This is a genomic window from Holophagales bacterium (assembly GCA_016699405.1).
GTDB lineage: Bacteria > Acidobacteriota > Thermoanaerobaculia > Multivoradales > JAGPDF01 > JAAYLR01.
This window is the reverse complement of record CP064972.1, coordinates 3,700,361-3,724,212: the sequence shown is the minus strand read 5'-3', so window position 1 is coordinate 3,724,212 and position 23,852 is coordinate 3,700,361. Positions and strand designations below refer to the sequence as shown.

Sequence of the window (23,852 nt, the reverse complement as noted above, 5' to 3'; positions counted from 1 at the left end):
CATCTTCTTCTTTTCTCTCGGAAGGTACTTGAGGTGTTGACATGAAACGACGTGGCGCCGGTACCCTGACGAAGGCGGACATCGGCACGAAGGTGAAGCTCCAGGGCTGGGTGCAGCGGCGCCGCAGCCTCGGCGGGCTGGTCTTCGTCGACGTCCGCGACCGCAGCGGGCTCTGCCAGGTGGTGGTCCATCCGGAGGATCGCCCGGAGCTCGCGGCACGCCTGGAGCCGGTGCGCTCGGAATGGGTGATCGAGATCGAAGGGACGGTCAAGGCGCGCGAGGTGCAGGCGGTGAACCCGCAGATGGCGACCGGAGAGATCGAGCTCGCGGCGGAGAGTGCGACGATTCTCGCCAAAGCCGATCCATTGCCCTTCTCGCTCGACGCCCGCGCCGAGGTCTTCGACGACATGCGCCTGCGCTATCGCTACCTCGACCTGCGCCGCCCCGAGCTGCAACGGAATTTCCTCCTGCGGGATCGCATCGTGCACACGGCGCGGGCCTTCTTCCACGAGCAGGGATTCCTCGAGGTGGAGACGCCGATTCTGACCAAGTCGACGCCGGAAGGCGCGCGCGACTACCTGGTCCCGTCGCGCGTGCACGGCGGCGAGTTCTATGCTCTCCCGCAGTCGCCGCAGCTGTTCAAGCAACTCCTGATGGTGGCGGGATTCGAGAAGTACGTGCAGATCGCTCGTTGCTTCCGCGACGAGGACCTGCGAGCGGATCGCCAGCCGGAGTTCACCCAGATCGACCTCGAGATGTCGTTCCCGACCGAAGAGGAGATCTACGAGCTGATCGAAGGGCTCTTCGCACGTCTCTTCCCGATTGTCGGCGTGGAGCCGCAGACGCCGTTCCGGCGCATGTCCTATTCCGAAGCGATGGCGCGCTACGGGAGCGACCGCCCGGACCTGCGCTTCGACCTGCCGATCGTCGATCTCTCGGCCCGTCTCGGCGCCTCGGGATTCCGCGGCTTCCGTGAAGCGGTGGAGCAGGGCGGGGTGGTGCGTGGCTTCGTGGTGCCCGGAGGTGCCGGCGCGTCGCGCAAGCAGGTCGACGGTTGGGCGGAGGTGGCCCGCAAGTCCGGAGCCGCGGGTGTCCTGACCCTGCGTCGGCAGAACGGCGAGCTGGCCTTCCAGGTCAAGGGTGCTCTCACGGCCGAGGAACTGGACGGGGCCGCGGCGGCGCTCGGTCTCGAAGAGGGCGGGCTTGCTCTCCTCGTCGCCGGTCCGGCGAAGGTCGCCGCCAACGCCCTCGGCACGCTGCGACTCGAGCTGGCCAAGGCGTTCGACCTGATTCCGGCGAATCGCTGGTCCTTCCTCTGGGTGACCGACTTCCCGCTGCTCGAGTGGGATGCCGAGGCGGGTCGTTGGGCGGCGATGCACCATCCCTTCACCAGCCCGCGCCCGCTCGACCTCGACCGGCTGGAGAGCGACCCCGGCGCGGTCATGGCACGCGCCTACGACGTCGTGCTCAACGGCACCGAGCTCGGCGGCGGATCGATCCGCATTCACGATCGCGACGTCCAGCAGCGGGTCTTCGGCCTGCTCGGTATCGGTGAAGAGGAGGCTCGCGCGCGATTCGGCTTCCTGCTCGATGCGTTGCGCTTCGGCGCTCCGCCGCACGGCGGTCTCGCCCTGGGGCTCGACCGCATGGTGATGTTGATGGCGGGCGCCGCGTCGCTGCGCGACGTCATCGCCTTCCCGAAGACCGCCTCGGCGACCTGCCTGATGACCGAGGCTCCCTCGTCCGTCGACGCGCGCCAGCTCGACGAGCTCGGCGTCGCGGTCAAACCGCGGCGCGGATCGTCTTGAGCCGAACGGAAATGCCCGCTCCGCGTCGCGTGATTTCACCCATGGAGGCTCCGACATGCCGACAACCCTGCTCTCCGGGCTGGCGGTGGCAGCGCTGATGGCCGCCACGCCCCCGGCGCCGACTGCCAATCCGTTGCTCGCGCCCTGGAAGGGGCCGTACGGTGGCGTGCCGCCGTTCGACCTCGCCAAGGTGGAGCAGTTCCAGCCCGCGCTCGAGGCCGCGATGGCCGAGCAGCTCGCCGAGATCGACGCCATCGCCGCCAACCCCGCACCGGCGGATTTCGCCAACACGATCGCCGCGCTCGAGCGAGCCGGCCGGACGCTCGACCGTGTGAGCACGGTCTACGGCGTCTTCAGCTCGACGATGAACACCGCGGACTTCCAGGTGGTCGAGCGCGAGATGGCCCCGAAACTGGCGGCCTTCGCCGATCGCATCACCCAGAACGCCAAGCTCTTCGCGCGCGTCGCGACGGTCTACGAGGCACGCGAGCGCAGCGGTCTGAGCGCCGAGCAACAGCGCCTCGTCTGGCTGATCTACAACAACTTCGTGCGCGCCGGCGCCAAGCTCGACGGGGCGGCGAAGGAGCGCATGTCGGCGATCAACCAGCGCCTGGCCACGCTCTACACCCAGTTCAGTCAGAACGTCCTCGCCGACGAGACGGACTACGTCCTCTATCTGGACCACCGCGAGGACCTCGCCGGGCTTCCCGATTCGGTGATCGCCGGCGCGGCGGCTGCGGCGAAGGCACGCGGCCAGGAGGGGAAGTGGGCCATCCTCAACACCCGCTCGAGCATGGAGCCGTTCCTCTCCTACTCGGACCGGCGCGATCTGCGGGAGCGGGTCTGGAAGACCTACTACAGCCGCGGCGACAACGGGGATGCGAAGGACAACAACGCGATCATCACCGAGATCCTCAAGTTGCGTTTCGAGCGTGCCCGGCTGCTCGGCTACGCCACGCACGCCCATTGGCGGCTCGAGGTGGCGATGGCCAAGGCGCCGGAGCGCGCCATGGCGCTGCTCGAAGCGGTCTGGAAGCCGGCCGTGGCGCGCGTCCACGAGGAGGTCGCCGACATGCAGGCGCTCGCCGACCGCGAGGGCGCCAAGCTGACGATCGAGCCCTGGGACTACCGCTACTACGCCGAGAAGGTGCGCAAGGCCAAGTACGACCTCGACGCCAACGCGGTGAAGCCTTATCTGCAGCTCGAGAAGCTGCGGGAGGCGATGTTCTGGGTCGCCGGTGAGCTCTTCGGCTTCCGCTTCACGCCGGTGAGCGGGGTGGCGGTCGTCCACCCCGACGTCCGGGTCTGGGAGGTCACCGATGCGGCGAGCGGCCGGCACGTCGGCCTCTGGTTCTTCGACCCCTACGCCCGGCCGGGCAAGCGCTCGGGCGCGTGGATGAACGCCTACCGCACCCAGGAGCGATTCGACGGCGAGGTGACGACGATCGTCTCCAACAACTCGAACTTCGTGAAGGGTGCCCCGGGCGAGCCGGTACTGATCAGCTGGGACGACGCCACGACGCTCTTCCACGAGTTCGGCCACGCCCTCCACGGCCTGTCGTCGAACGTCACCTACCCGACCCTCGCCGGGACCGCCGTGGCGCGCGACTACGTCGAGTTCCCGTCGCAGCTGCTGGAGCACTGGCTGCCGACGCCCGAGGTACTCAACCGCTTCGCGCTCCACTACCAGACTGGCAAGCCGATCCCCGCCGAGCTGGTCGAGCGGATCGAGCGCGCGTCGACGTTCAACCAGGGGTTCCAGACGGTCGAATATCTGGCGAGCGCGCTCGTCGACATGAAGCTGCACCTGGCCGGCGACGTCACGATCGACCCGGACAAGTTCGAACGCGAGACGCTCGGGGCTCTCGGCATGCCGCGCGAGATCGTCATGCGCCACCGCACGCCGCAGTTCACCCACGTCTTCTCCGGTGACGGCTATTCGGCCGGCTACTACAGCTACCTGTGGGCCGATACGCTCACCGCCGACGCCTGGCAGGCGTTCGTCGAAGGGGCAGGACCCTGGGACAAGGCCGTGGCCAAGCGGCTGCGGGATCACGTCTTCTCGGTCGGCAATACCGTGGATCCGGCAGAGGGCTACCGCGCCTTCCGCGGGCGCGACGCGGGGATCGGCCCACTGATGAAGGACCGGGGCTTCCCCGTGCCGGCGGAGGCCGCGAAGCCGGCCGGCGCTCCCTGAGTCCCTCTCCCTGCCGGCCGGGGCGCTCCCGGTCGGCAGGCCTCCGGGTCGTGTCAGACTCCGCTCTGTGAGCGAGCCCAACGCGGTCCAGCGCTTTCCTCTCCGGCATCCGCGCGGCCAGACCGAGATCGCCGCCGGAGAGGGTGCCTTCGACACGCTCCTCCCCGAGCTCGCGAAGTGGGTGGAGGGGCGTCACCTCTTCCTGCTCTCCTGCCCTCGCGTTCGGTCGTTGCACGGCGCGAGCCTCGATCCGCTGCGGCGCTGTGCCGCTCGCGTGACCGAGCTCGAGACGCTCGACGGCGAAGCCGCCAAGACGCTCGCCTGCGCCGGCGAGCTGTGGAGCGCGATGGCCGCGGCCGGAGGGAAGCGCGACAGCCGGCTCCTGGCTTTCGGCGGCGGGAGCGTGGGAGACCTCGGTGGCTTCGTCGCCGGGTCCTTCCTGCGCGGCATCGAATTCGCCCAGGCACCGACGACGTTGCTCGCCCAGGTGGATGCGGCGATCGGCGGCAAGACCGGAATCGACCTGCCAGAAGGGAAGAACCTGGTCGGTCTGTTTCATCACCCGGCGTTCGTCGTCGCCGAGTCCGCCTGGCTGCGCACCCTGCCGGTCGAAGAGCTCCGCGGCGGCCTTGCCGAGGCGATCAAGATGGCGGCGCTGCTCGATTCCGGGCTCTTCAGCCTGCTGGAACGGGACCTCGAGTGGCTGCTCGCCGGCGATGGCCAGCGCCTCGGGCCGGTCGCCGCGGCGGCCGCCCGCGCCAAGGTGCGGGTCGTCGAGATCGACCCCGAAGAGCGCGCGGAGCGCAAGCTGCTCAACTTCGGTCACACGCTGGGTCACGCGATCGAGACGGCGAGCGGCCACGGCTCCTTGCGACACGGCGACGCCGTGGCCTGGGGGATGCGTTTCGCGATGCTGCTGGCCCGGCGAGAGGGTTGGGCCGCCGACCTGGCGCCGCGGCTGGACGGCCTGCTCGATCGGCTGGCGCCCGGGCGGCCGCGCGCCATCTCCCCGGAGGCGGTTCTCGCCGCCTTGCGACGCGACAAGAAGGCGCGGGAACGCGGGCTCGGCTGGGTCCTTCCTCGGCGCCTCGGCGAAGGATGCTGGGACGTGGCCGTGCCCGCCGAAGTGATCGACGCCCTGGTGCCGCGGTTCCTCGCCTTCGCCGCCGGGGAGCGCGGCTCCTTGGATCTATAATCCGCTCGAGCGCCGCCCGAGAGACTGGCGGCGCTTCGCACAGATGCCTGGCATTCACCAGATCCTGCGCCGGCTACGCCTGCGCCACCTCCTGTTCCTGCTCCTGCTGGGGTCGGGAATCCTGCCGCTGGCGATCAACGGCATCCTCCTGGTGCGCCAGAACCGCGAGCTGTTCGAGACCCAGGAGAAGGCCTTCCTGACACGCTCGGCGGCCGCACTCTCCCGCGAGCTCAACGACCACCTGCTGGGGCTGCGACGCCAGTTGCAGCAGGTGGGGATCGGTCTTCTCGCGCTGTCGCCGGCCGGCGACGTAGCCGGACGTCTCCGCGAGCCCTGGGTCGGTCCGTACCTCGAGGGATTCCTGCGCAGCAACAGCGCGGTGATTGAATTGCAGGTCCTGGATGTCGATGGCGCCGGTCCGCGCTTCGCCCCCTCCGATCTCGCCGAGGCGACTGCCGCCATCCTCGACCCGGTGTTCGACCAGGCCGTGGAGAGCCGTCGGCCAGCCTACGGCTTCGCCGTTCTGCCTCGCACCAACGAGCCGGTGGTCGCCCTCTCGTTGCCGGTGCTCGGCGAAGACGGGCGGCTCGAGCTCGTCGTCCAGTCGGTGGCCCGACTCGGGCTCATCGAAGCCGTGCTCGAGCGCGAAGCCCAGGGCGACGTCCAGACCTTCCTGGTCGACCGGCAGGGGCGCATCCTCTGGTCGGTCGGCGCGACGCCGGAGGTCGAGGCCTCGCTCGCCAACTCCGACCTGTTGCGCGATTTCGCCCGCAAGCCGCTGAACCTCACCTCGGAGTATCAGGTGCTCTCGGGAGGGCGCGAGGTGAGGATGGTCGGCCGCGTCAGTCCGGTCGACGAGACCGGGTGGGGGATCGTCGTCCACAAGCCGTCGTCGATGGCCTTCCTCGCCGCCCGCCAGATGGCCTGGACGGCGGTGATCTCGACGCTTCTGCTCGTCCTTCTCGCCCTCCTCTTCGCCGCCGTGATCTCGCGCTGGGTCGGCGGCTCGATCCAGGTGCTGGCCCAGACGACGCACGAGATCGCCGCCGGCAACTTCGATCGCCGCCTGCCGGAAGAGCAGATGACCAACGAGCTCGCCGAGCTGGCGCACGACTTCAATCGGATGGGCGGCCACGTGAAGGACTACGTCGCCCAGCTCCAGAAGGCGGCGAGCGCCAACCAGCAGCTCTTCATCAGCGCGATCCGCGCCTTCGCCGCGGCGATCGACGCCAAGGACCCGTACACCCGCGGTCACTCCGAGCGGGTGGCGGCGATCTCGCGAGTCATCGGGCGGCACCTCGGTCAGTCGGAGGAGTTCCAGGAGCGGCTGTGGATCGGCGCGCTGCTGCACGACATCGGCAAGATCGGCATCGAGGACCGGGTGCTCAACAAGCGCGGGGTGCTGACCGGCGAAGAGTACGAGCAGATGAAGCGCCATCCGACCATCGGCGCCGACATCCTGGCGCCGCTCGAGGCGTTGCAGGACTCGCTGCCGGCCGTGCGCTGGCACCACGAGAACTGGAACGGCCGCGGCTACCCGGACGGGCTGCGTGGCGAGGAGATTCCGTTGATGGCTCGCGTCGTGGCGGTCGCCGACTGTTTCGACGCGATCACCACCAGCCGTCCGTACCAGACCGCCTACGAGCCGGCCGTGGCCGTCGAGACGATCACCAAGATCGCCGGGACGCGATTCGACGCCAAGGTGGTCACCGCCTTCCTGCGCGCCTTCGAGGCCGGTGAGCTCGAGCTCGTGCGGCCGGGCCGGGACGAGGCCGAGCTGCCGGTGGCGGCGAGCCACTAGAGCCCGTCCGCACGATGCCCTTCCAGTACGTTCTCGCCAACCTCCTGGCCCAGAATGACGGGGCGGTGGGGGTGCTCTTCCTCGACGACTCCGGCGAGACGATCGACCTCGCCTGCACCGACTTCAGCCCCTACCAGGCGCGCATTCTCGGTGCCTACGCGGGGATCTACGCCCGGCAGCTCGGCCGCTTCCTGACGGGCTACGACCTCGGCGAGCCGCTGCTCGTGCACATCGAGAAGGCGGCGCTCCACCTGCACGTGATGATGCTGCCCGAGGGCTACTATCTCGTCCTCGTGCAGCGCCACCCGGCGATGGTGGCCCGCGCCCGGCAGAGTTTGCGGGAGGCGAGCGAGCAGTTGACGCGCGCGCTCTTCTCGAGCGGATAGGATCCGACCATGGCAGACGGGATCGACTCGGCCGCGGGCGAGACGCAGCGCGGATTCTGGAACAAGCTCAAGCAGGGACTCTCGCGCACCCATACTCGTCTGGTCGGGCAGATGGGCTCGTCGCTCGAAGGACCGGCACGCTACGACGACGACGCGCGAGCGCGGCTGGAGGAGGCGCTGCTCGGCGCCGACCTCGGCCTTGCCACCTCGGAGCTGCTGCTCGAGCGAGTCGAGACGAGGGTGCGTCGCGGCGGTCCCGGCGCGACCGGGGGGCTGCGCCTCCTGCTCGCCGAAGAGATCGCTCGCCTCCTCGACGAGGTGCCGCGACCGCCCGAGCCGCGGCTGCCGTCGATCACCCTGGTGGTCGGGGTCAACGGCGCCGGCAAGACCACCTCGATCGCCAAGCTGGCGGCGCGGTCGCTCGCCGCCGGCCGACGTGTCCTGCTCGGGGCCGGCGACACCTTCCGTGCGGCGGCGATCGACCAGCTCGCCTTGTGGGGGGAGCGGCTCGGGGTGGAGGTCATCCGCCAGGCTCCGGGTTCCGATCCCGCGGCCGTGGTGTACGACGCCGTGCAGGCGGCCCGGGCGCGCCGCGTCGACGAGCTGATCATCGACACCGCCGGGCGCCTCCACAACAAAGAGCACCTGATGGCCGAGCTCGCCAAGATCCGGCGGGTGGTCGAACGCGAGGCTCCCGACTGGAGTCAGCGCACGCTGCTCGTGCTCGATGCCACGACCGGACAGAACGCGCTCTCGCAGGCGCGCGAGTTCCTCCGGGCGGCGCACGTCGACGGCGTGCTGCTCGCCAAGCTCGACGGCACGGCCAAGGGCGGGATGGTCGTGGCGATCGGCCGCGAGCTGCGGCTGCCCGTGCTCTATCTCGGCGTCGGGGAGAAGGCCGACGACCTCATCGAGTTCCGTCCCCGGGAGTTCGCCTCCGCGCTTGTCGAGTGATCTGGCGGGTTGGACCCCCTGGATGCGGCGTGCGCTGACCCTGGCGGCGCGCGGCCGCTATCGCACCAGCCCGAACCCGATGGTCGGGGCCGTGGTGGTGCGCGACGGCGCGCGAGTCGGCGAAGGGTGGCATCGGGCCGTCGGCGGGCCGCACGCCGAGGTCGAGGCACTGCGGACTGCGGGCGAGGCGGCTCGCGGGGCAACGGTGGTGGTCACGCTCGAGCCCTGCCGCCACCATGGGCGCACGCCCCCTTGCGTCGATGCGCTGGTGGCGGCAGGCGTTCAGCGGGTGATCGTGGCGCATCTCGATCCGGACGAGAGAATGCGCGGCGGCGGAGTCGAGGCGCTGCGGCGAGCGGGGATCGACGTGGCGACGGGCCTGCTCGCCGACGAGGCGATCCGGCTCAACCTGCGCTACCTCGTCCCCAAGCTGCTCGGACGACCGCTGGTGACCCTCAAGTGGGCGATGAGCCTCGATGGCAGAATCGCCACCGAGCAGGGCGAGAGCCAGTGGATCACCTCGCCGCCGGCGCGTCGCTGGGCGCTGGCGCTGCGCGAAGAGCACGACGCGGTGCTGGTCGGCAGCGGGACGGTGCTCGCCGACGATCCCCGGCTCGACCGGCGGCTCGGACTGGCCGGGGAGGCAGGGCTTCGTGTCGTGCTCGATCGTCGCCTGCGCGTCGGTCCCGGCGCGAGGCTCTTCGCCGGCGGTGGTCCGGTCCTCCTGTACACTGAATCGAACGACACGGCTCGCCAGCGCGAGCTCGCGAGCCGTGGCGCGAGCGTCGTTCCGCTCCCTGCGGTCACTCCCTCCTCGGTGCTGGCGGACCTGGCGCGGCGAGGTGTCGGCAGCGTCCTCGTCGAAGGGGGAGCGGAGGTCGCGGCGTCGTTCGTGAGCGCGGGCGCGTTCGATCGCGTCCTGGTCGCGGTCGCGCCGCTGTTGATCGGGGGGGAGCGAGCCCGGGGGCCGCTGGCCGGCGACGGGCTGGGACCGCTGGCCGAGTTGCCGCGTCTCGAAGGCTGGCGATGGGCGCGTCGCGGCGGGGATCTGACGATCGAGGGGTTGCGAGCCGGATGTTCACGGGAATTGTGCGAGAGATCGGGCAGGTCCTGACCGAGCCGACGACCTCGGGGCGCGGCGGTCAACGGCTGCGCGTCGGCTTCGGAGCCGACCTCGGTGGCCGGCTCGAGATTGGGGCCAGCCTGGCTGTCGACGGCGTCTGTCTCACCGTCGTCGAGCTCGATGGCACGAGCGCTTCGGTGGAGCTCTCTCCGGAGACGCTGCGACGCACCCGGCTCGGTGCACTGCGGCGCAGCGAGCCGGTCAATCTCGAGCCGGCGCTCCGCCTCGGCGACGCCCTCGGTGGACACTGGGTCCAGGGGCATGTCGACGGGGTGCTGCGTCTACTCGAGCGACGCGACCTCTCGGAGCATCGCGAGCTCACCTTCTCCCTTCCCGGAGAGTTGGCGCCCTACCTCGTCGAGAAGGGCTCGGTGGCGATCGACGGAGTCAGCCTGACCGTGGCCCGGCGACACGACGACCGCTTCCGTGTGGCGCTCGTTCCCCACACGCTCGCTCAGACGACGCTGGGCGTTCGCCGAGTCGGCGATCGCGTGCACTGCGAGGTCGACATCCTCGCCAAGTACGTCGAGCAGCTCTTGCGCCGAACGCAGCGTCCGACGGAGGCGCGGTGAGCCGTTCGTCGCCGGTCGGATGGAACGAGCTGCGGGCGCTTCCGTCCCGGCTCTGGATGCGCTGGGCGCCCGCCGTCTGGCCCGAGTCGCCCAGCCTGGCGATCGATCTCACCCGGGCGGGGTTGTTCGCTGCCGAGTCGCCGGTGGCCCAATCCCCGGGGACGTTGCCCGAGGCTCCCCCGGAGCCTCCGGAGGTCGTCTATCTGGCTCCCGTCTCCCCGGCGGACGATGCGGGGCGATTCGCCCTGGCGACCCAGGCCCTCGCCAGCGGCTGTGCCGTGCTCTGGCAGCGACTCCCGGACGGGCCGCGCCCGCCAGCCGGAGCGCTCGACGTCGTCGATCTGCTTCCCGCCCTGCTGACGGGGGTCTGGCCGTCCGTCGACGAGCTGAACGGCGCCGAAGTGGCCCTCTGGCCGCTCGTCGGCGGAACGTCCGCGGAGTTCGCCGACGAACGCGAGCAGGGGCTCGCCGCCCTCGTCGCGGCGCGCGTGCCCGCTCTCCTCGGCGTGCCGCTCGAGCTCGACCCGGGGGAGCGCCGTCGGCTCGTCGACCAGGGGGGGGCTGCCTGGTTCGACCGGCTCTTCCACGGCGACCCGCCGTCGGCGCGCGAGCTGGCGCGCGACGCCGACCGGCGCGGTCTGCGCTGGGGGATCCCGCGCCCGAAGGTCCTCCTCTCGCCGGTCGCCGAACGCAACCGGGCACTTGCCGGGCGACTCGGGCAGGCGGCCGAGTTGTGGACGGCGCTCGGCCGGTCGGAGAGCGCCGGGGCCGAGCTGTGGCGTGCGGCGCGACAGGCCGAGAGCTTCCACCGGGACCTCGCGGCCCTCGCCCGTGAAGGCAACCTCGGACTGCTTCCCTGGCTCACCGGACCGGCGCGTGAGATCGTCGAGGAGTGGGCTGCCGAAGGCGACTCGAGAGCTCTCGCCCGACTCGAACGCGAGTGGTCGGGAGGAGGAGAGGGATGAGCGACCGCCCGTGGATCGACCTGCGATCGGACACCGTCACCCGGCCGGACGCCGAGATGCGACGAGCGATGGCCGAGGCCGAGGTCGGCGACGACGTCTACGGCGAGGACCCGACGGTCCGTCGCCTGGAAGAAGAGGCGGCAGCGGCGGTCGGCCACGAGGCCGCGCTCTTCGTGCCGTCGGGAATCATGGGAAACCAGATCGCCCTGCGACTGCTGGCACCGCCGGGGAGCGAGGTCCTCTGCGATCGTCAGGCGCACGTCCTGCTCTACGAGATGGGCGCGATGGCGGCGCTCTCCGGGCTGCAGCCGCGAGCGCTCGAGTCGAGCGACGGGCTGCCGGCGCCGGAGGTCTGGGAGGCGGCGCTGGTCCCGCGCGGAGGGTACCGTGTTCCGACCGGGGCTCTCGAGGTCGAGCACACGCACAACGTCGCCGGTGGGCGAGTGTTCGCTCCGCAGCGGATCGGCGCGGTGCTGGCTCTGGCGCGCCGCGCCGGAGTGCCGGTGCACCTCGACGGAGCGCGGATCTTCAACGCGGCGACGGCGCTCGGGGTGCGTGCCGCCTCGCTTGCGGCCGGGTTCGACACGGTGATGTTCTGTCTCTCGAAGGGGCTTGGCGCTCCGGTCGGGTCGGTCCTCGCGTCGACCGGCCCACGGATTGCCGAGGCGCGCCAGATCCGACGCCTTTTCGGCGGTGGCATGCGCCAGGTCGGCATCCTGGCGGCGGCCGGTCTCGTCGCTCTGCGCCGTGGTCCGGAGCGCCTGGCGGAGGATCACGCGAAGGCGGCGTTCCTGGCTGGCGAGCTGGCGTCGATCCCCGGCGTCGAGATCGACCCGCGTGCGGTGGAGACCAACATCGTGATCTTCCGCCTGTGCCGAGGTGAGGGGGCAGAGGAGGCCGATCCCGCCGGGTGCCTCGTGCGGCGCCTGCGCGACCGGAGAGTGCTCGTGTCGCCGATGGACCGCGAGCGTGTGCGACTGGTCACTCACCGCGACGTCTCGACCGTCGAGGTCGAAGCGGCGGCGCGGGAGCTTGCCGCGGCGGTCGCGGCGGTCTAGCCCGTCCGCGAGCTAGGGCTTCCGGGCGACCAGCTCGATTTCGACCAGTGCCCCCTTGGGCAGGCCGGCCACCTGCACGGTCGACCGCGCCGGCTTGTGATCGCCCATCGTCTCCGCATAGATGCGGTTCAGCGTCGGGAAGTCGCTCATCTCGGCGAGGAAGACGACAGCCTTGATCACGTCGCTCCAGGCGCAGCCTGCCGACGTCAGGACGGCCGTGAGGTTGGCGAACACCTGGCGCGCCTGGGCCTCGAAGCCGCCGGAGACGAGCTCGCCGGTCTTCGGGTCGAGAGCCACCTGGCCCGAGGTGAAGACGAACGGGCCGCACGAGACGGCCTGGCTGTAGGGGCCGATCGCTGCCGGAGCCTGGTCGGTGTGCAGCGGACGGATCGCCGAGTCGGTCGTCGGGGCGCTCATCGGGTGCTCTCCTCGCTCTCTTCGTGGACGGTTTCGACCAGGCCGATGTAGGGGAGCTGGCGGAACTTCTCTCCCCAGTCGAGACCGAAGCCGACGACGAACTGCTGCGGGATGGTGAATCCGCGGTAGGCGATCGGAACCTCCACCTCGCGAGCTTCCGCCTTGTCGAGCAGGGCACAGAGTCGGAGCGAGCGGGGGCGGCGGTTGGCGAACAGGTCGAGCAGCGTGCGGAGGGTCCAACCCGTGTCGACGATGTCTTCGACGACGAGGACGTCGGCGTCGCGCAACGGCAGGTCGACGTCCTTCTTCATGTGGACCTCGCCCCCGGTGGTCCCGGAGCCGTAGCTCGCCGTCTGGCAGAAGTCGAGCTCGACCGGTACCGTCAGGCGCTTGATCAGGTCGGCGGCGAACAGCACCGATCCCTTCAGCACGCCCACGACCACCAGCCGTTCGGAACCCGCATAATCCCGGCTGATTTCGTCGGCCAACTCCTGGATCCTGGCCTGGATCGCCTCGGCCGAGATCAGGGGGCGAACGATGCGCTTCGCGTTTGCTGCGGACATGCCGTAGAATCCCCTTCGAGCTCGGAGTCTATCCCGTGTCGGTTCAAGAAATAGGCGCTATCCACGCCCGCTACGTCGATCTTTCCAGCCGTTTCAAGGCGGGGTGGACGTACCACCAGTTCCTGCAGGGCCTCCAGAACTTATCCGTGGATCTCGATCTCGGCAAGACCCGAGTCGACTTCCAGGTGGTGTATGGAGCGCTCAAGGACATCTCGCAGAACCTGACGAGTGGCGTCTCCGACAAGTTGTCGATGCAGCTCGAGTTCGTCTCGCGCCAGCTCAACGCACAGATCGACGCTCTCGTCGCGGTCGACGCACGGGTCTCGCCGTCCCTGCTGCGCCAATTTTTCGATCGGGTCAAGAACCAGGACGAGAAGGTCCTCGCCCAGATGGTGCGGTTCTTCCTGTACCTGACCAAGGACGGGGACTGGCCGGGCGATCGCCTCGACAAGGTCGATTTTCTGATCACCAAGCTCGCCGAAGAGGCCTCGCCGTCCTCCGGCGGAGTGTCGACGAACGTCCGGGACCGCGCCTCGCTGCGCGAGGTCTTCAGCGGATTCGCCACGCTCGCCGGGGCAACCGGCCAGCGCCCGGAGCTGGTCGAACGACGCCGACAGGAGGTCGTCGCCCTGCGCGGCGAGGCCGCCGCCGCGCAGTCGCTCGAGGAGCTGCACCAGCGCGGCCTGGTGCGTCGCTATCGCGACATCAAGCACCAGATGGGACTCGTCTTCTTCGACGCCGAGGTGCTCCAGGCGATCGCCGAGACGAACATCGCCCTGAAGAACGCGGTGCGCCAGTTCTATCGGCTCGAGGAGCAGCGGCTGGTGGCCGAGTACCAGCAGCTCTTCGACCTCGAAGGGCGTGTTCCCACCGACGCCGGGCTCGACCGCGAGATCTCCGAGTTGCGTGACGCCGTCGACCGCTTCGAACGCAAGCAGCGCCGCGACGACGTGAAGCTCGACGAGCTGCTCGCCATCCGCCGGCAGGTCCAGTCGCTCCTGCCGCGCCTGTCGCGCGACGAAGCGCCGCTTACCGGCGACGACACGCAGGCCGCCCCGGCGACGGCGCTGCGCGCCGCGGCGGCGCCGGCGGGCGAGAACGAGGATCTCCTGGGGCGCTACTTCCGACGCATCGTCGATGCCCTCGAGGCGACCGATCCCGACGCGCCGGCGAAGAGCGTCACGGTGCTGCGCGACGTCTTCCCGCTGCGACTGGAGCCTCGCGAAGTGACGGCCTACCGGAGGCTCGCCTCGACGCGGCCGGTGGACCGGGAGCTCGAGCAGTTCGTCCTCGAGTCGGCGGCGTTGCGCCAGCGCATCAACGAAGAGGCCGAAGAGATCATGGGGCTGCTCGACGAGTCGGCGGTGACCCGCGACGCTCCGGTCTTCAACCGTGCGCGGCAGACCAATCGCGTTGCCGACTCGTTCGTGCAGCGCTTCCAGCACTTCATGGACCAGTCGATCCAGGACGGCAATTTCAGCGAAGCGCAGGCCCTGCAGCTCCTGCGCATGCGCCTCATCCGGGACTTCTCCGGCCTCTGGCTGCTGGTCAATCGACCGGCCAACTGAAGGGATCGGGTCAGCCGAGCCGAGGATCCTCGAGGACGCCCCGCAGGATCGCCTGGAGCCTCCCCGCCGCCCGGGCGCCGGCGGCCAGCACGTCGGCGTGGACCAGCGGCTCCGGGCTCACCCCCGCCGCCGGATTCGCCACCAGCGAGACCCCGAGACAGCGCATTCCGAGGTGTCGCGCCGCGATCACTTCGAGCACGGTGGACATCCCGACGAGGTCGGCACCGAGGGCGCGGAGCATCCGTACCTCGGCGGGGGTCTCGTAGGCCGGGCCGGCGAGGCCGACGTAGACGCCTTCGGAGAGGGTCAGGCCCAGGCCCTCGGCATGCTGCCGAGCCAGGGCGCGCAGGTCGGCCGAATAGGCGTCGACCATGTCGGGGAACCGCGGTCCCCACGCCTCCGGCGGCTCTCCCCAGAGCGGCGTCATCCCCGAGAGGTTGATCTGGTCGGAGATCAAGACGAGGTCGCCGGCCGCCAGGGACGGATCGATGCCTCCCGCGGCGTTGGTCAGGACGAGCGTCCGCGCCCCGAGCAGGGCCGCCAGACGGACGATGTAGACGACCTGTCCGGGCTCGTAGCCCTGGTAGGCGTGCAGTCGGCCTCGGCTGGAGAGCAGCACCCGGCCGGAAGGCAGGCGGAGCAGCTCGGCGCGCAGCGGATGTCCGGCGACGGCATGAACCGGAAAGGGCAGCAGGTCGGCGATCGGTGCGGAATCCAGCGGGGTGCCGAGGTCGACGGCCAGACCGGAGCCGGAGACGACGACGACATCGGGACGCGGCCAGCCGCGCGCATCCCAGGCGGCGACCGACGCCGCGAGCTCCTCTTGCCAGTGGCGCATGAGCCCAAGGATAGCGCGGGCGGCGGCAGTCCGCGCCCGCCGTGCGATATCCTCGCCCTCCTATGTCGGAGCTCGACGAACAGATCAAAGTCCGCCGTGCGAAGCGCGAGGCGTTGCGCGCCGACGGCATCGAAGCCTATCCCGCCCGGTCGCCTTACGATCTCGAGCCGGCCGAGGTCCATGCCCGCCACGGCGAGCGGGACGCTGCGGACCTCGAGGCCTCGCCGCTGCGGTTGCGCGTTCCAGGCCGCCTGCGCGCGGTGCGGGACATGGGCAAGACCCGATTCCTCGACCTTCACGACGGGCGGGCCAAGCTGCAGATGATCGTCCGCCCGGACCGGCTGGAGGCGAGCTCGCGCCGCGCCCTCGATCAGGCCGACCTCGGCGATTACCTCCTGGCGGAAGGCGTGCTGGTGCGCTCGCGGACCGGCGAGCTGTCGCTGATGACCGACGGGATGAGCCTGCTGGCGAAGGCCCTGCGGCCGATGCCGGAGAAGTGGCACGGGCTTGCCGATCTCGAGACGCGCTATCGCCAGCGCTACCTCGACCTGGTCGCCAATCCCGAGTCGCGCCGCGTGTTCGAGATCCGGGCCGAGATCGTCCGCGGCATCCGCTCCTTCCTGGACGGCCGAGGATTCCTGGAGGTGGAGACGCCGATGATGCAGCCGATGGCCGGCGGCGCATCGGCACGCCCGTTCGTCACCCACCACAACACCCTGGATCTCGACCTCTACCTGCGCGTGGCCCCCGAGCTCTACCTCAAGCGGCTACTCGTCGGCGGACTGCACCGTGTCTACGAGATCAATCGCAACTTCCGCAACGAAGGGATCTCGACCCAGCACAACCCCGAGTTCACCATGCTCGAGTTCTACTGGGCGTACAGCGATTACCGACAGCTCATGGACCTCACCGAGGAGATGCTGAGCGGGCTCGCGACGGCGATCCACGGGACCACCGAGCTCACCTTCCGCGAGCAGCCGCTCTCGCTGGCCCGGCCGTGGAGACGCGTCAGCATGCGCGACGCGGTGGCTCGGCAGACCGGCCTGGCGGCGGCGGATCTCGACGACCCCGCCGTGCTCACCGCCGAGCTCACGCGCCGCGGTGCCGACCTGCCGCCGGCGCGCACGGTGGGGCACCTGCTGATGGCGCTCTTCGAGGCGGTGGTCGAGCCGACCCTCTTCCAGCCGACCTTCGTCACCGACTACCCGGTGGAGGTCTCGCCGCTCGCCAAGCAGAGCCCCGAGGATCCTCGGTTCACCGAGCGGTTCGAGCTCTACCTCGGCGGCATGGAGGTCGCCAACGCCTTCAGCGAGTTGAACGATCCGGACGTCCAGGCCGAGCGCTTTCGCTCCCAGTTGGCGGCTCGAGCCGCCGGCGACGACGAGGCCCATCGCTTCGACGAGGACTACGTGCGAGCGCTCGAACACGGCATGCCGCCGGCGGGGGGCGAGGGGATCGGCATCGATCGGCTGACCATGCTGCTCGCCGATCGGAGCTCGATCCGCGACGTGATCCTCTTCCCGCTGATGCGCCCCGAACGGGCCGGGTAGGTGCGTTTCCTCCTCCCGGGAGCTCCGGTCGTCCGCGCCGTTTGACCGAAATGCCGGTCACCATGCCGTTCCCGCTCCTGCTCGCCTTGCGCTACCTGCGCAGCACGCGCCGCGATGCCGCGACCAGCTTCCTCTCGGCGGTGGCGGTGGCCGGCATCGCCCTGGGTGTCGCGGCGCTGGTCCTGGCGCTGGCGGCGCTCGACGGGTTGCAGCAGGCGCTGCGCGGCGAGATCCTCTCGCGCACGGCGCAGATCGAGATCGAGCTCCCACCCGGTGTCGACGGTGCGGAGGGGCTGGCGCTCGTCCGCCGCCAGTCGGGTGTCGTGGAGGCGCAAGAGCTCCTGCGAGGGCGTGGCTGGGTGGCGGCCAACGGGGCGGTGCGCGAGGTCGAGATCGTCGGCTACTCGGCGCGGTTGCCCCGCTCGTTTCCCGGCGCCGACGCCGGGCTCGCGGGCGTCGTCGTCGGTTCGGGCCTCGCCGCGCGACTCGGGTTGCGGCCCGGCGAACGGCTCGATCTCGTCTCGGCGCGGCCGACGCTCTCGCCGCTCGGGCCGATTCCACGCCAGCTTTCGCTGGCGATCGCCGGCGTCTTCCGCAGCGGGCGGACCGAGCGCGTCGATCGCATCGCGGTGCCGATCGCCGAGGCGGCGCGACTGCTGCCCGGCGCCGTGCCGCGGATCGAGGTCGTCGCCAGCGACCTCGACGCGGCGCTCGACCTCGCCGACACGCTTCGCGCCGCCCTGCCGCCCGGGGCGCGGGTTCTCACCTGGCAGGATCTCAATCGCCCCCTCTTCTTTGCCCTGCGGCTGGAGCGCGCCGTGATGTTCGCCGGGGTCTTCCTGATCGTCGTGGTGGCGGCGCTGGCGCTGGTGGCCGACCTCGCCCTGGTCCAATCGGCCAAGTGGCGTGAGGTCGGCGCGCTCGCGGCGATGGGGGCGACCGGGCGCGATCTCGGCCGAGCCTTCACGCTGCTCGGGGGGATGCTCGCCGGCCTGGGGTCGGTCGCCGGTGGGGGAGTGGGCGCCGGAGTCGCCTGGTTGCTCGATCGCCACCATCTGGTCCGTCTCCCCGGGGAGGTCTACTTCATCGACTACCTGCCCTTCGCCGCGAGTCCCATCGAGGTCCTGGCCGTCGTCGGCCTGGCACTCTCCCTCGCCGTCGCCTTCTCGGCCTACGCCGCCCGCCGGGTGGCGTTGGCGCGCCCTGCGGAGGCGATCCGCCGATGAGCGTCGCGGTGAGTGCCCGGGCGCTCGCGAAGAGCTACCGCGACGGGTCGAGGACCGTCGAGGTGCTGCGCGGCGCGGATCTCGAGGTCGCCGCCGGGGAGCTGATCGCCGTGGTCGGCCCCTCCGGATCGGGGAAGTCGACGCTCCTTCATCTCCTGGGGGGGCTCGACACGGCCGACGGCGGCGAGATCACGGTCGGCGGACGTCGGATCGATCGGCTCCCGCCGCCGGAGCTCGCGGCCTTCCGGGCCCGCACGGTGGGGTTCGTCTTCCAGTTCTACCAGTTGCTCGCCGATTTCACCGCGCTCGAGAACGTCGTCCTGCCGGCTCGCATCGCGCGCTCGCCGCTGCCGGCCGCCGAACGGCGGGCCCGTGAGCTGCTCGCGGCCGTCGGACTCGCCGAACGCTTCGACCACTTCCCGAACCAGCTGTCGGGCGGCGAGCAACAGCGCGTGGCGCTCTGCCGCGCCCTGCTGCTCGAGCCGCCGCTCCTGCTCGCCGACGAGCCGACCGGCAACCTCGATCCGGCCAGCGGTGAGCTGGTCTTCGAGCAGCTCCTCGCGCTGCGCCGCGCCCACGGGACCACCGCGCTGCTGGTCACCCACAACCCGGAGATGGCGGGTCGCTGTGCTAGAGTCCTGAGTTTGGAGATGGGGCAACTCCATGCGCTATCGTACTGATTTCGCAGCGCTTGTCTCCGTGCCCCGAGGGAGTGCGCGCGATGTTTGAGAAGTACAACGAGAAGGCGCGGCGCGCCCTCTTCTTCGCGCGCTACGAGGCCTCCAAGCTCGGCAGCCGGGTGATCGAATCCGAGCACATCCTGCTCGGCATCCTGCGCGAAGGCGAGGAGAGCGTCATCGAGTTGCTGCGGCGGTTCAGCCTGCGGGCCGAAGACCTGCGCCGCGAGATCGAAGGCGAAAAGGTCTTCGTCGAACGCATCTCTTCGACCGCCGAGCTGCCGCTCTCCGAGGAATCCAAGAAGATCCTCGCCTACGCCTCCCACGAAGCCGACAGCATGACCCACCCCGCGGTCGGCTCCGAGCACCTGCTCGTCGGCATCATGAGGGTCGAGGGCTGCATGGCGATGCGCATCCTCGCGCAGCACAACCTCGACGTCTTCGCGCTACGCGAGGAGGTCCTGTCGCTCGCCAAGGAGCGCGACGCCTCGCAGCAGAAGAAGGACCTGCCGTTCGTCACCGAGTACGGCCGCGATCTCACGGCGCTCGCCGCCCAGGGCGGCTTCGACCCGCTGGTGGGGCGCGACAAGGAGGTCGATCGGATCGTCCAGATCCTGTCGCGTCGCACCAAGAACAACCCGATCCTGCTCGGCGAGCCGGGGGTCGGCAAGACCGCGATCATCGAAGGCCTGGCGCAGCGCATCGTCGAGGGGCAGGTGCCGGTTTTCCTGGCATCGAAGAAGGTCGTCGCCCTCGACCTCTCGCTGATCGTCGCCGGCACGAAGTACCGCGGGCAGTTCGAGGAGCGGCTCAAGGGGATTCTCAAGGAGCTGCGCGAGTCGCGCGACATCATCGTCTTCATCGACGAGATCCACTCGCTGATCGGCGCCGGTTCCGCCGAGGGCTCGCTCGACGCCGCGAATATCCTCAAGCCGGCGCTGTCGCGCGGAGAGATCGCCTGCATCGGCGCGACGACGCTCAAGGAGTACCGCAAGTACATCGAGAAGGACCGCTCGCTGTTGCGCCGATTCCAGGCGATCCAGGTCAACCCGCCGAGCAACGAGGACACCTACGGCATCCTCGAGGGGATTCGCGACCGCTACGAGAGCTTCCACAAGGTCCGCTACCAGGACGACGCCCTGCGGACCGCGATCTACCAGTCGTCGCGCTACATCACCGACCGGCACCAGCCGGACAAGGCGATCGACGTCATCGACGAGGCGGGGGCGAAGGTCAAGCTGCGGCGCGTCCGCGGTACCCAGCACCTGAAGCGGCTCGAGCAGGAGATCCGCCAGGTGGTCAAGGACATGAAGGCGGCGATCTCGGAGAAGCAGTTCGAGCGAGCGGTCTATCTGCGCGAGCGGGAGATCGAGCTGCGCGAGGACTTCGAGCGGACCGGCGCGGCGTCCGACGACCAGGGCGTCCTCGAAGTCACCCGGCGCGACATCGAAGAGGTCATCTCGGCCTGGACCGGGATTCCGCTGGCCAACCTCGAGCGCGACGAAGCCGAGAAGCTGCTGCACATGGAGGAGACGCTGCAGCAGCGGGTGGTCGGACAGGACCGGGCGATCAGCGCCATCTCCCGCGCCATTCGGCGCTCGCGGCTGGGCGTCGGCAATCCGCAACGTCCGGTCGGTTCGTTCATCTTCCTCGGGCCCTCGGGGGTGGGGAAGACGGAGGTGGCGCGGCGTCTCTCGGAGTTCCTCTTCGGCAGCCAGACCGCGCTGGTGCGTTTCGACATGTCCGAGTACATGGAGAAGCACGCCGTCTCGAAGCTGATTGGCTCGCCTCCTGGCTACGTCGGCCACGAGGAGGGTGGCCAGCTCACCGAGCGGGTGCGGCGGCAGCCGTACTCGGTCATCCTCTTCGACGAGATCGAGAAGGCGCACTCCGACGTCGCCAACCTGCTGCTGCAGATCCTCGACGACGGCACGCTGACCGACGCTTACGGCAATCAGGTCGACTTCCGCAACACGCTGATCCTGATGACCTCCAACATCGGCAGCAAGCTGGTGTTGCGCGGCGGTCGCATGGGATTCGCCGGAAGCGATCGCGACGAGGCGTTCCGGCGGATCGAGGACGAGATCCTCTCCGAGCTGCGACGGACGTTCAGCCCGGAGTTCATCAACCGGGTCGACGAGGTGATCGTCTTCAACCCGCTCTCCGAGGCCGAGTTGCGCGCCATCGTCGACATCCTGCTCGCCGACGTCAACGAGACGCTCTCGCAACGGCACCTGCGGGTGGAGGTCTCCCTCGAGGCGCGGGAGTGGCTGCTGGCCCGCGCGGGGCTCGACCCCTCGACGGGGGCGCGACCGCTGCGGCGAACCATCCAGCGGCACGTCCAGGACGCGGTGTCGGAGATCCTGATCCAGCGTCGGGACGAAGAGGTCGAATCGGTCGAGGTGACGATCGCCGGGGGCGAGCTGAAGTTCGTCCCCCGGATGCGGGAGGCGGCGCGCGCGGACGCCTGATCGGCCGAAATGCCGATTCCGTGGCATCTTGATTGCAACAGGCTCCCCGCGACAGCGGCGGAGCAGGCCGCCAGAAGGAGCGGAGCGGATCGCATGAGAAGAGGAATTCTGCGCCTGAGCTTCGCCGCGCTCGCCCTCGGGGCAGCGCTGGCGGCAGCCCCCGTCCCGGCCGCTGCGGCCGAGGGCAAGACGATCGTCGCCATCGAATTCGAGGGACTGCGCAGTCTCCCCCCGGAGACGGTCAAGTACTACCTCGGGGTCGCCGAAGGCAAGACGCTGGACCCGGAGGCTCTGGATCGCGCGATCCGCCAGCTCTGGCAACGCCACCTGATCGACGACGTCGGCGTCTCGACCGAGGACGTCGCGGGGGGCGTGAAGCTCCACGTACGGATCGTCGAGCGGCCGACCCTGAAGTCGCTGGAGTTCGAGGGGCTCAAGAAGGTCAGCCGAACCGACGTCAACGAACGGATCGCCAAGGACCAGATCGACGTCCGCGAAGGCGGCGGCCTGTCGCTCGGCGAGGTGGCCCGGCTCAAGGCGGTGATCGAGGAGATGTACCGCGACAAGGGCTTTCGCTTCGCCGAGGCGAAGTATCGCCTCGACACGGTCAGTCCCGGCGAGCGCCGCGTGGTCTTCACCATCGACGAGGGCGACCGGGTGCGCATCCAGGACATCAAGTTCCAGGGTGCCGACGTCTTCGGCCAGTGGCGCCTGCGCTGGGCGATGAAGAAGACCAAGGAGACCGGTCCGATCATCCGGATGCTCAAGCGCGACATCTACAACCCGGCGACCTTCCAGGAGGACCTGGAGAACGTCCGCAAGCTCTACCGGAGCGCCGGCTACAAGAACGTCACCATCGGCGACCCGTCGATCGAAGTGCGGGCGATGCGGCCGAACGCCGCCACACCGCGCGAGCAGAAGCGGCGCCTTTTCGTCGGCATCCCGATCGACGAGGGCGATCGCTGGCGGCTCGGCGAGATCTCCATCGACGGCAACAAGGTCTTCTCCGACGAGTCGCTGCTGCGCCAGTTCAAGCGCCGCCACGGCGGCTGGCTGAGCTCGAAGGTGGTCGACGACGGCCTGAAGCAGATGCGCGAGCTGTACACCAATTTCGGCCACATCTACGCGCAGGTCGAGCCCGAGATCAAGGAGCGCGAAGGCAACGTCGCCGATCTCGTGGTGCACGTGAGCGAGGGGGACCAGTACCGCGTCGGACGGATGGAGTTCGAAGGCAACACGACGACGCGCGACAAGGTCCTGCGGCGCGAGTTCCGGGTGCAGGAGGGGACCGTCCTCAACATGGGGGCGGTCAAGAACAGCCTGTTCAAGGTCAACCAGCTCGGCTACTTCAAGCTGAACGAGGAAGACCCGGTCCAGTTCGTCAACTTCGACAGCGAGAAGAAGACGGTCGACCTGCAGATCCGCGGCGAGGAGTCCGATCGTACCGAGCTGCAGGTCGGCGGCGGGTGGAGCGAGGTGGACGGCTTCTTCGGGCAGCTGTCGGTGCGGACGCAGAACTTCCTCGGTCGCGGCGAGTCGGTCGGCGCTTCCTTCCAATCGGGCCGCTACCGTGACGAGTACAGCGTCAGCTACGGTGTGCCGTGGTTCCTCGACCGGCCGCAGTCGGTCGGGCTGCAGATCTTTAAGTCCGACCTTGACTACACGCAGCTCGCCGGGCAGACCTACAAGCGCAAGAGCGAAGGCGCCACGGTGAGCTACGGTCGCTCGTTCGGCCTGTTCAGCTCGTTTTCGATCGCTTTCACCCGGTCGCGCCTCGACGACCAGCGGAGCCTGGTCAACATCAACGGAGAGATCGTCGAGCAGCGCTACAAGCTGAACAACTCGTCGATCCGTCCCTCCTACAGCTTCGAGAGCCGGGACAGCCGGGTCGAGCCGACGCGCGGCCAGCGGGTGAGCTTCTCGGTCGAATACGCCGGGGGCGTGCTCGGCGGCGACAACTACTTCGTCCGTCCCGAGGCGGGCTACTCGCTCTTCCTGCCGGTCAGCTACCAGCCGTTCAAGACGGTGTTCGCCGTCAACGCCGAAGCCGGCTGGGTGGAGCCGATCAACGGGCGCGAGCTGTCGTTCCTCGAGCGCTACTTCCTGGGGGGCGAGACCAGCCTGCGCGGTTTCAAGTTCCGTTCGATCTGGGTGCGCGACCGGAAGGGCAACACCATCTACGACGAGTTCGGCTTCCCGCAGGGCGGCAACAAGTTCCTGCAGCTCAACCTCGAATACCATTTCCTGGTCGGCGGGCCGTTCCGGGTGCTCGGCTTCGTCGACGCCGGGGCGGTCTACGACAACAATCAGTCGATCGATTTCGCTTCGCTGCGCTACTCGGCCGGTGCCGAGCTGCGGATCTTCGTGCCGGTCTTCGGCGCGCCCTTGCGTTTCATCTACGCGAAGAACCTCGACCCGCTCCCGGACGACACGTTCGAGAGCTTCCAGTTCAGCATCGGTACCACGTTCTGACCTGAAGGAGT

19 protein-coding genes are annotated in these 23,852 nt (G+C 69.6%); 16 read left to right on the top strand and 3 right to left on the bottom strand.

Translation table 11 applies throughout. The features are described from left to right. Positions 1 to 41: 41 nt before the first annotated feature. The 10 genes from aspS to IPJ17_15430 all read left to right on the top strand — a co-directional run bounded on the left by aspS (position 42) and on the right by IPJ17_15430 (position 12,059). Positions 42 to 1,808 carry an aspartate--tRNA ligase gene (aspS, locus tag IPJ17_15475; protein ID QQR72879.1) on the top strand — a complete coding sequence of 589 codons (1,767 nt, stop codon included), beginning with the start codon at positions 42 to 44 and terminating at the stop codon, positions 1,806 to 1,808. A 55-nt stretch (positions 1,809 to 1,863) separates the two neighbouring features. Beyond that, entirely contained in the window at positions 1,864 to 4,005 is a 2,142-nt protein-coding gene (locus IPJ17_15470) for a M3 family metallopeptidase (protein ID QQR72878.1), read from the top strand. A gap of 67 nt (positions 4,006 to 4,072) precedes the next feature. Further along, positions 4,073 to 5,200 carry a 3-dehydroquinate synthase gene (locus IPJ17_15465; protein QQR72877.1) on the top strand — a complete coding sequence of 376 codons (1,128 nt, stop codon included), beginning with the start codon at positions 4,073 to 4,075 and terminating at the stop codon, positions 5,198 to 5,200. 43 nt (positions 5,201 to 5,243) lie between these two features. Continuing rightward, positions 5,244 to 7,001 (top strand): HD domain-containing protein, encoded by a 1,758-nt coding sequence (locus tag IPJ17_15460; protein QQR72876.1) that lies wholly within the window; start codon positions 5,244 to 5,246, stop codon positions 6,999 to 7,001. A gap of 14 nt (positions 7,002 to 7,015) precedes the next feature. Next, a complete protein-coding gene (locus IPJ17_15455) occupies positions 7,016 to 7,387 on the top strand; it encodes a hypothetical protein (GenBank protein ID QQR72875.1) in 372 nt (123 codons plus the stop codon). Positions 7,388 to 7,396: 9 nt separating this feature from the next. Then, positions 7,397 to 8,341, top strand: coding sequence for a signal recognition particle-docking protein FtsY (ftsY, locus tag IPJ17_15450; GenBank protein ID QQR72874.1), 945 nt, complete (start codon positions 7,397 to 7,399; stop codon positions 8,339 to 8,341). 22 nt (positions 8,342 to 8,363) lie between these two features. Further along, positions 8,364 to 9,455 carry a bifunctional diaminohydroxyphosphoribosylaminopyrimidine deaminase/5-amino-6-(5-phosphoribosylamino)uracil reductase RibD gene (gene ribD, locus IPJ17_15445; protein QQR76195.1) on the top strand — a complete coding sequence of 364 codons (1,092 nt, stop codon included), beginning with the start codon at positions 8,364 to 8,366 and terminating at the stop codon, positions 9,453 to 9,455. Further along, positions 9,416 to 10,036, top strand: coding sequence for a riboflavin synthase (locus IPJ17_15440; protein QQR72873.1), 621 nt, complete (start codon positions 9,416 to 9,418; stop codon positions 10,034 to 10,036). Before ribD ends, IPJ17_15440 begins: the two co-directional genes overlap by 40 nt. Further along, positions 10,033 to 11,001 carry a hypothetical protein gene (locus IPJ17_15435; protein QQR72872.1) on the top strand — a complete coding sequence of 323 codons (969 nt, stop codon included), beginning with the start codon at positions 10,033 to 10,035 and terminating at the stop codon, positions 10,999 to 11,001. The genes IPJ17_15440 and IPJ17_15435 overlap by 4 nt, the downstream gene beginning before the upstream one ends. Then, positions 10,998 to 12,059: a low specificity L-threonine aldolase gene (locus tag IPJ17_15430; GenBank protein ID QQR72871.1), complete on the top strand. Its 1,062-nt coding sequence runs from the start codon at positions 10,998 to 11,000 to the stop codon at positions 12,057 to 12,059. The genes IPJ17_15435 and IPJ17_15430 overlap by 4 nt, the downstream gene beginning before the upstream one ends. 12 nt (positions 12,060 to 12,071) lie before the next feature. On the opposite strand, the gene IPJ17_15425 is transcribed toward IPJ17_15430, so the two are convergent. Together IPJ17_15425 and hpt are read right to left on the bottom strand one after the other, a co-directional pair. Beyond that, positions 12,072 to 12,476, bottom strand: coding sequence for a RidA family protein (locus IPJ17_15425; protein QQR72870.1), 405 nt, complete (start codon positions 12,474 to 12,476; stop codon positions 12,072 to 12,074). Then, on the bottom strand, positions 12,473 to 13,039 hold the full coding sequence (gene hpt, locus IPJ17_15420; GenBank protein ID QQR72869.1) for a hypoxanthine phosphoribosyltransferase: 567 nt from the start codon (positions 13,037 to 13,039) through the stop codon (positions 12,473 to 12,475). The genes IPJ17_15425 and hpt overlap by 4 nt, the downstream gene beginning before the upstream one ends. A 35-nt stretch (positions 13,040 to 13,074) precedes the next feature. Between hpt and IPJ17_15415 the strand changes: the two genes are divergently transcribed. Continuing rightward, the gene (locus tag IPJ17_15415; GenBank protein QQR72868.1) at positions 13,075 to 14,607 is read left to right on the top strand and encodes a hypothetical protein; all 1,533 of its coding nucleotides are present in this window, start codon (positions 13,075 to 13,077) and stop codon (positions 14,605 to 14,607) included. 10 nt (positions 14,608 to 14,617) lie between these two features. On the opposite strand, the gene IPJ17_15410 is transcribed toward IPJ17_15415, so the two are convergent. Beyond that, positions 14,618 to 15,445: a purine-nucleoside phosphorylase gene (locus tag IPJ17_15410; GenBank protein ID QQR72867.1), complete on the bottom strand. Its 828-nt coding sequence runs from the start codon at positions 15,443 to 15,445 to the stop codon at positions 14,618 to 14,620. 62 nt (positions 15,446 to 15,507) lie between these two features. On the opposite strand from IPJ17_15410, the gene lysS reads away from it, so the two are divergent. The 5 genes from lysS to bamA all read left to right on the top strand — a co-directional run bounded on the left by lysS (position 15,508) and on the right by bamA (position 23,841). Beyond that, the gene (gene lysS, locus IPJ17_15405) at positions 15,508 to 16,995 is read left to right on the top strand and encodes a lysine--tRNA ligase (protein ID QQR72866.1); all 1,488 of its coding nucleotides are present in this window, start codon (positions 15,508 to 15,510) and stop codon (positions 16,993 to 16,995) included. A 62-nt stretch (positions 16,996 to 17,057) separates the two neighbouring features. After that, positions 17,058 to 18,221, top strand: coding sequence for an ABC transporter permease (locus IPJ17_15400; protein ID QQR72865.1), 1,164 nt, complete (start codon positions 17,058 to 17,060; stop codon positions 18,219 to 18,221). Further along, a complete protein-coding gene (locus tag IPJ17_15395) occupies positions 18,218 to 18,901 on the top strand; it encodes an ABC transporter ATP-binding protein (GenBank protein QQR72864.1) in 684 nt (227 codons plus the stop codon). Before IPJ17_15400 ends, IPJ17_15395 begins: the two co-directional genes overlap by 4 nt. A gap of 41 nt (positions 18,902 to 18,942) precedes the next feature. After that, the gene (locus IPJ17_15390) at positions 18,943 to 21,369 is read left to right on the top strand and encodes an ATP-dependent Clp protease ATP-binding subunit (protein ID QQR72863.1); all 2,427 of its coding nucleotides are present in this window, start codon (positions 18,943 to 18,945) and stop codon (positions 21,367 to 21,369) included. A 93-nt stretch (positions 21,370 to 21,462) separates the two neighbouring features. Next, the gene (gene bamA / locus IPJ17_15385) at positions 21,463 to 23,841 is read left to right on the top strand and encodes an outer membrane protein assembly factor BamA (GenBank protein ID QQR72862.1); all 2,379 of its coding nucleotides are present in this window, start codon (positions 21,463 to 21,465) and stop codon (positions 23,839 to 23,841) included. Positions 23,842 to 23,852 lie beyond the last annotated feature (11 nt).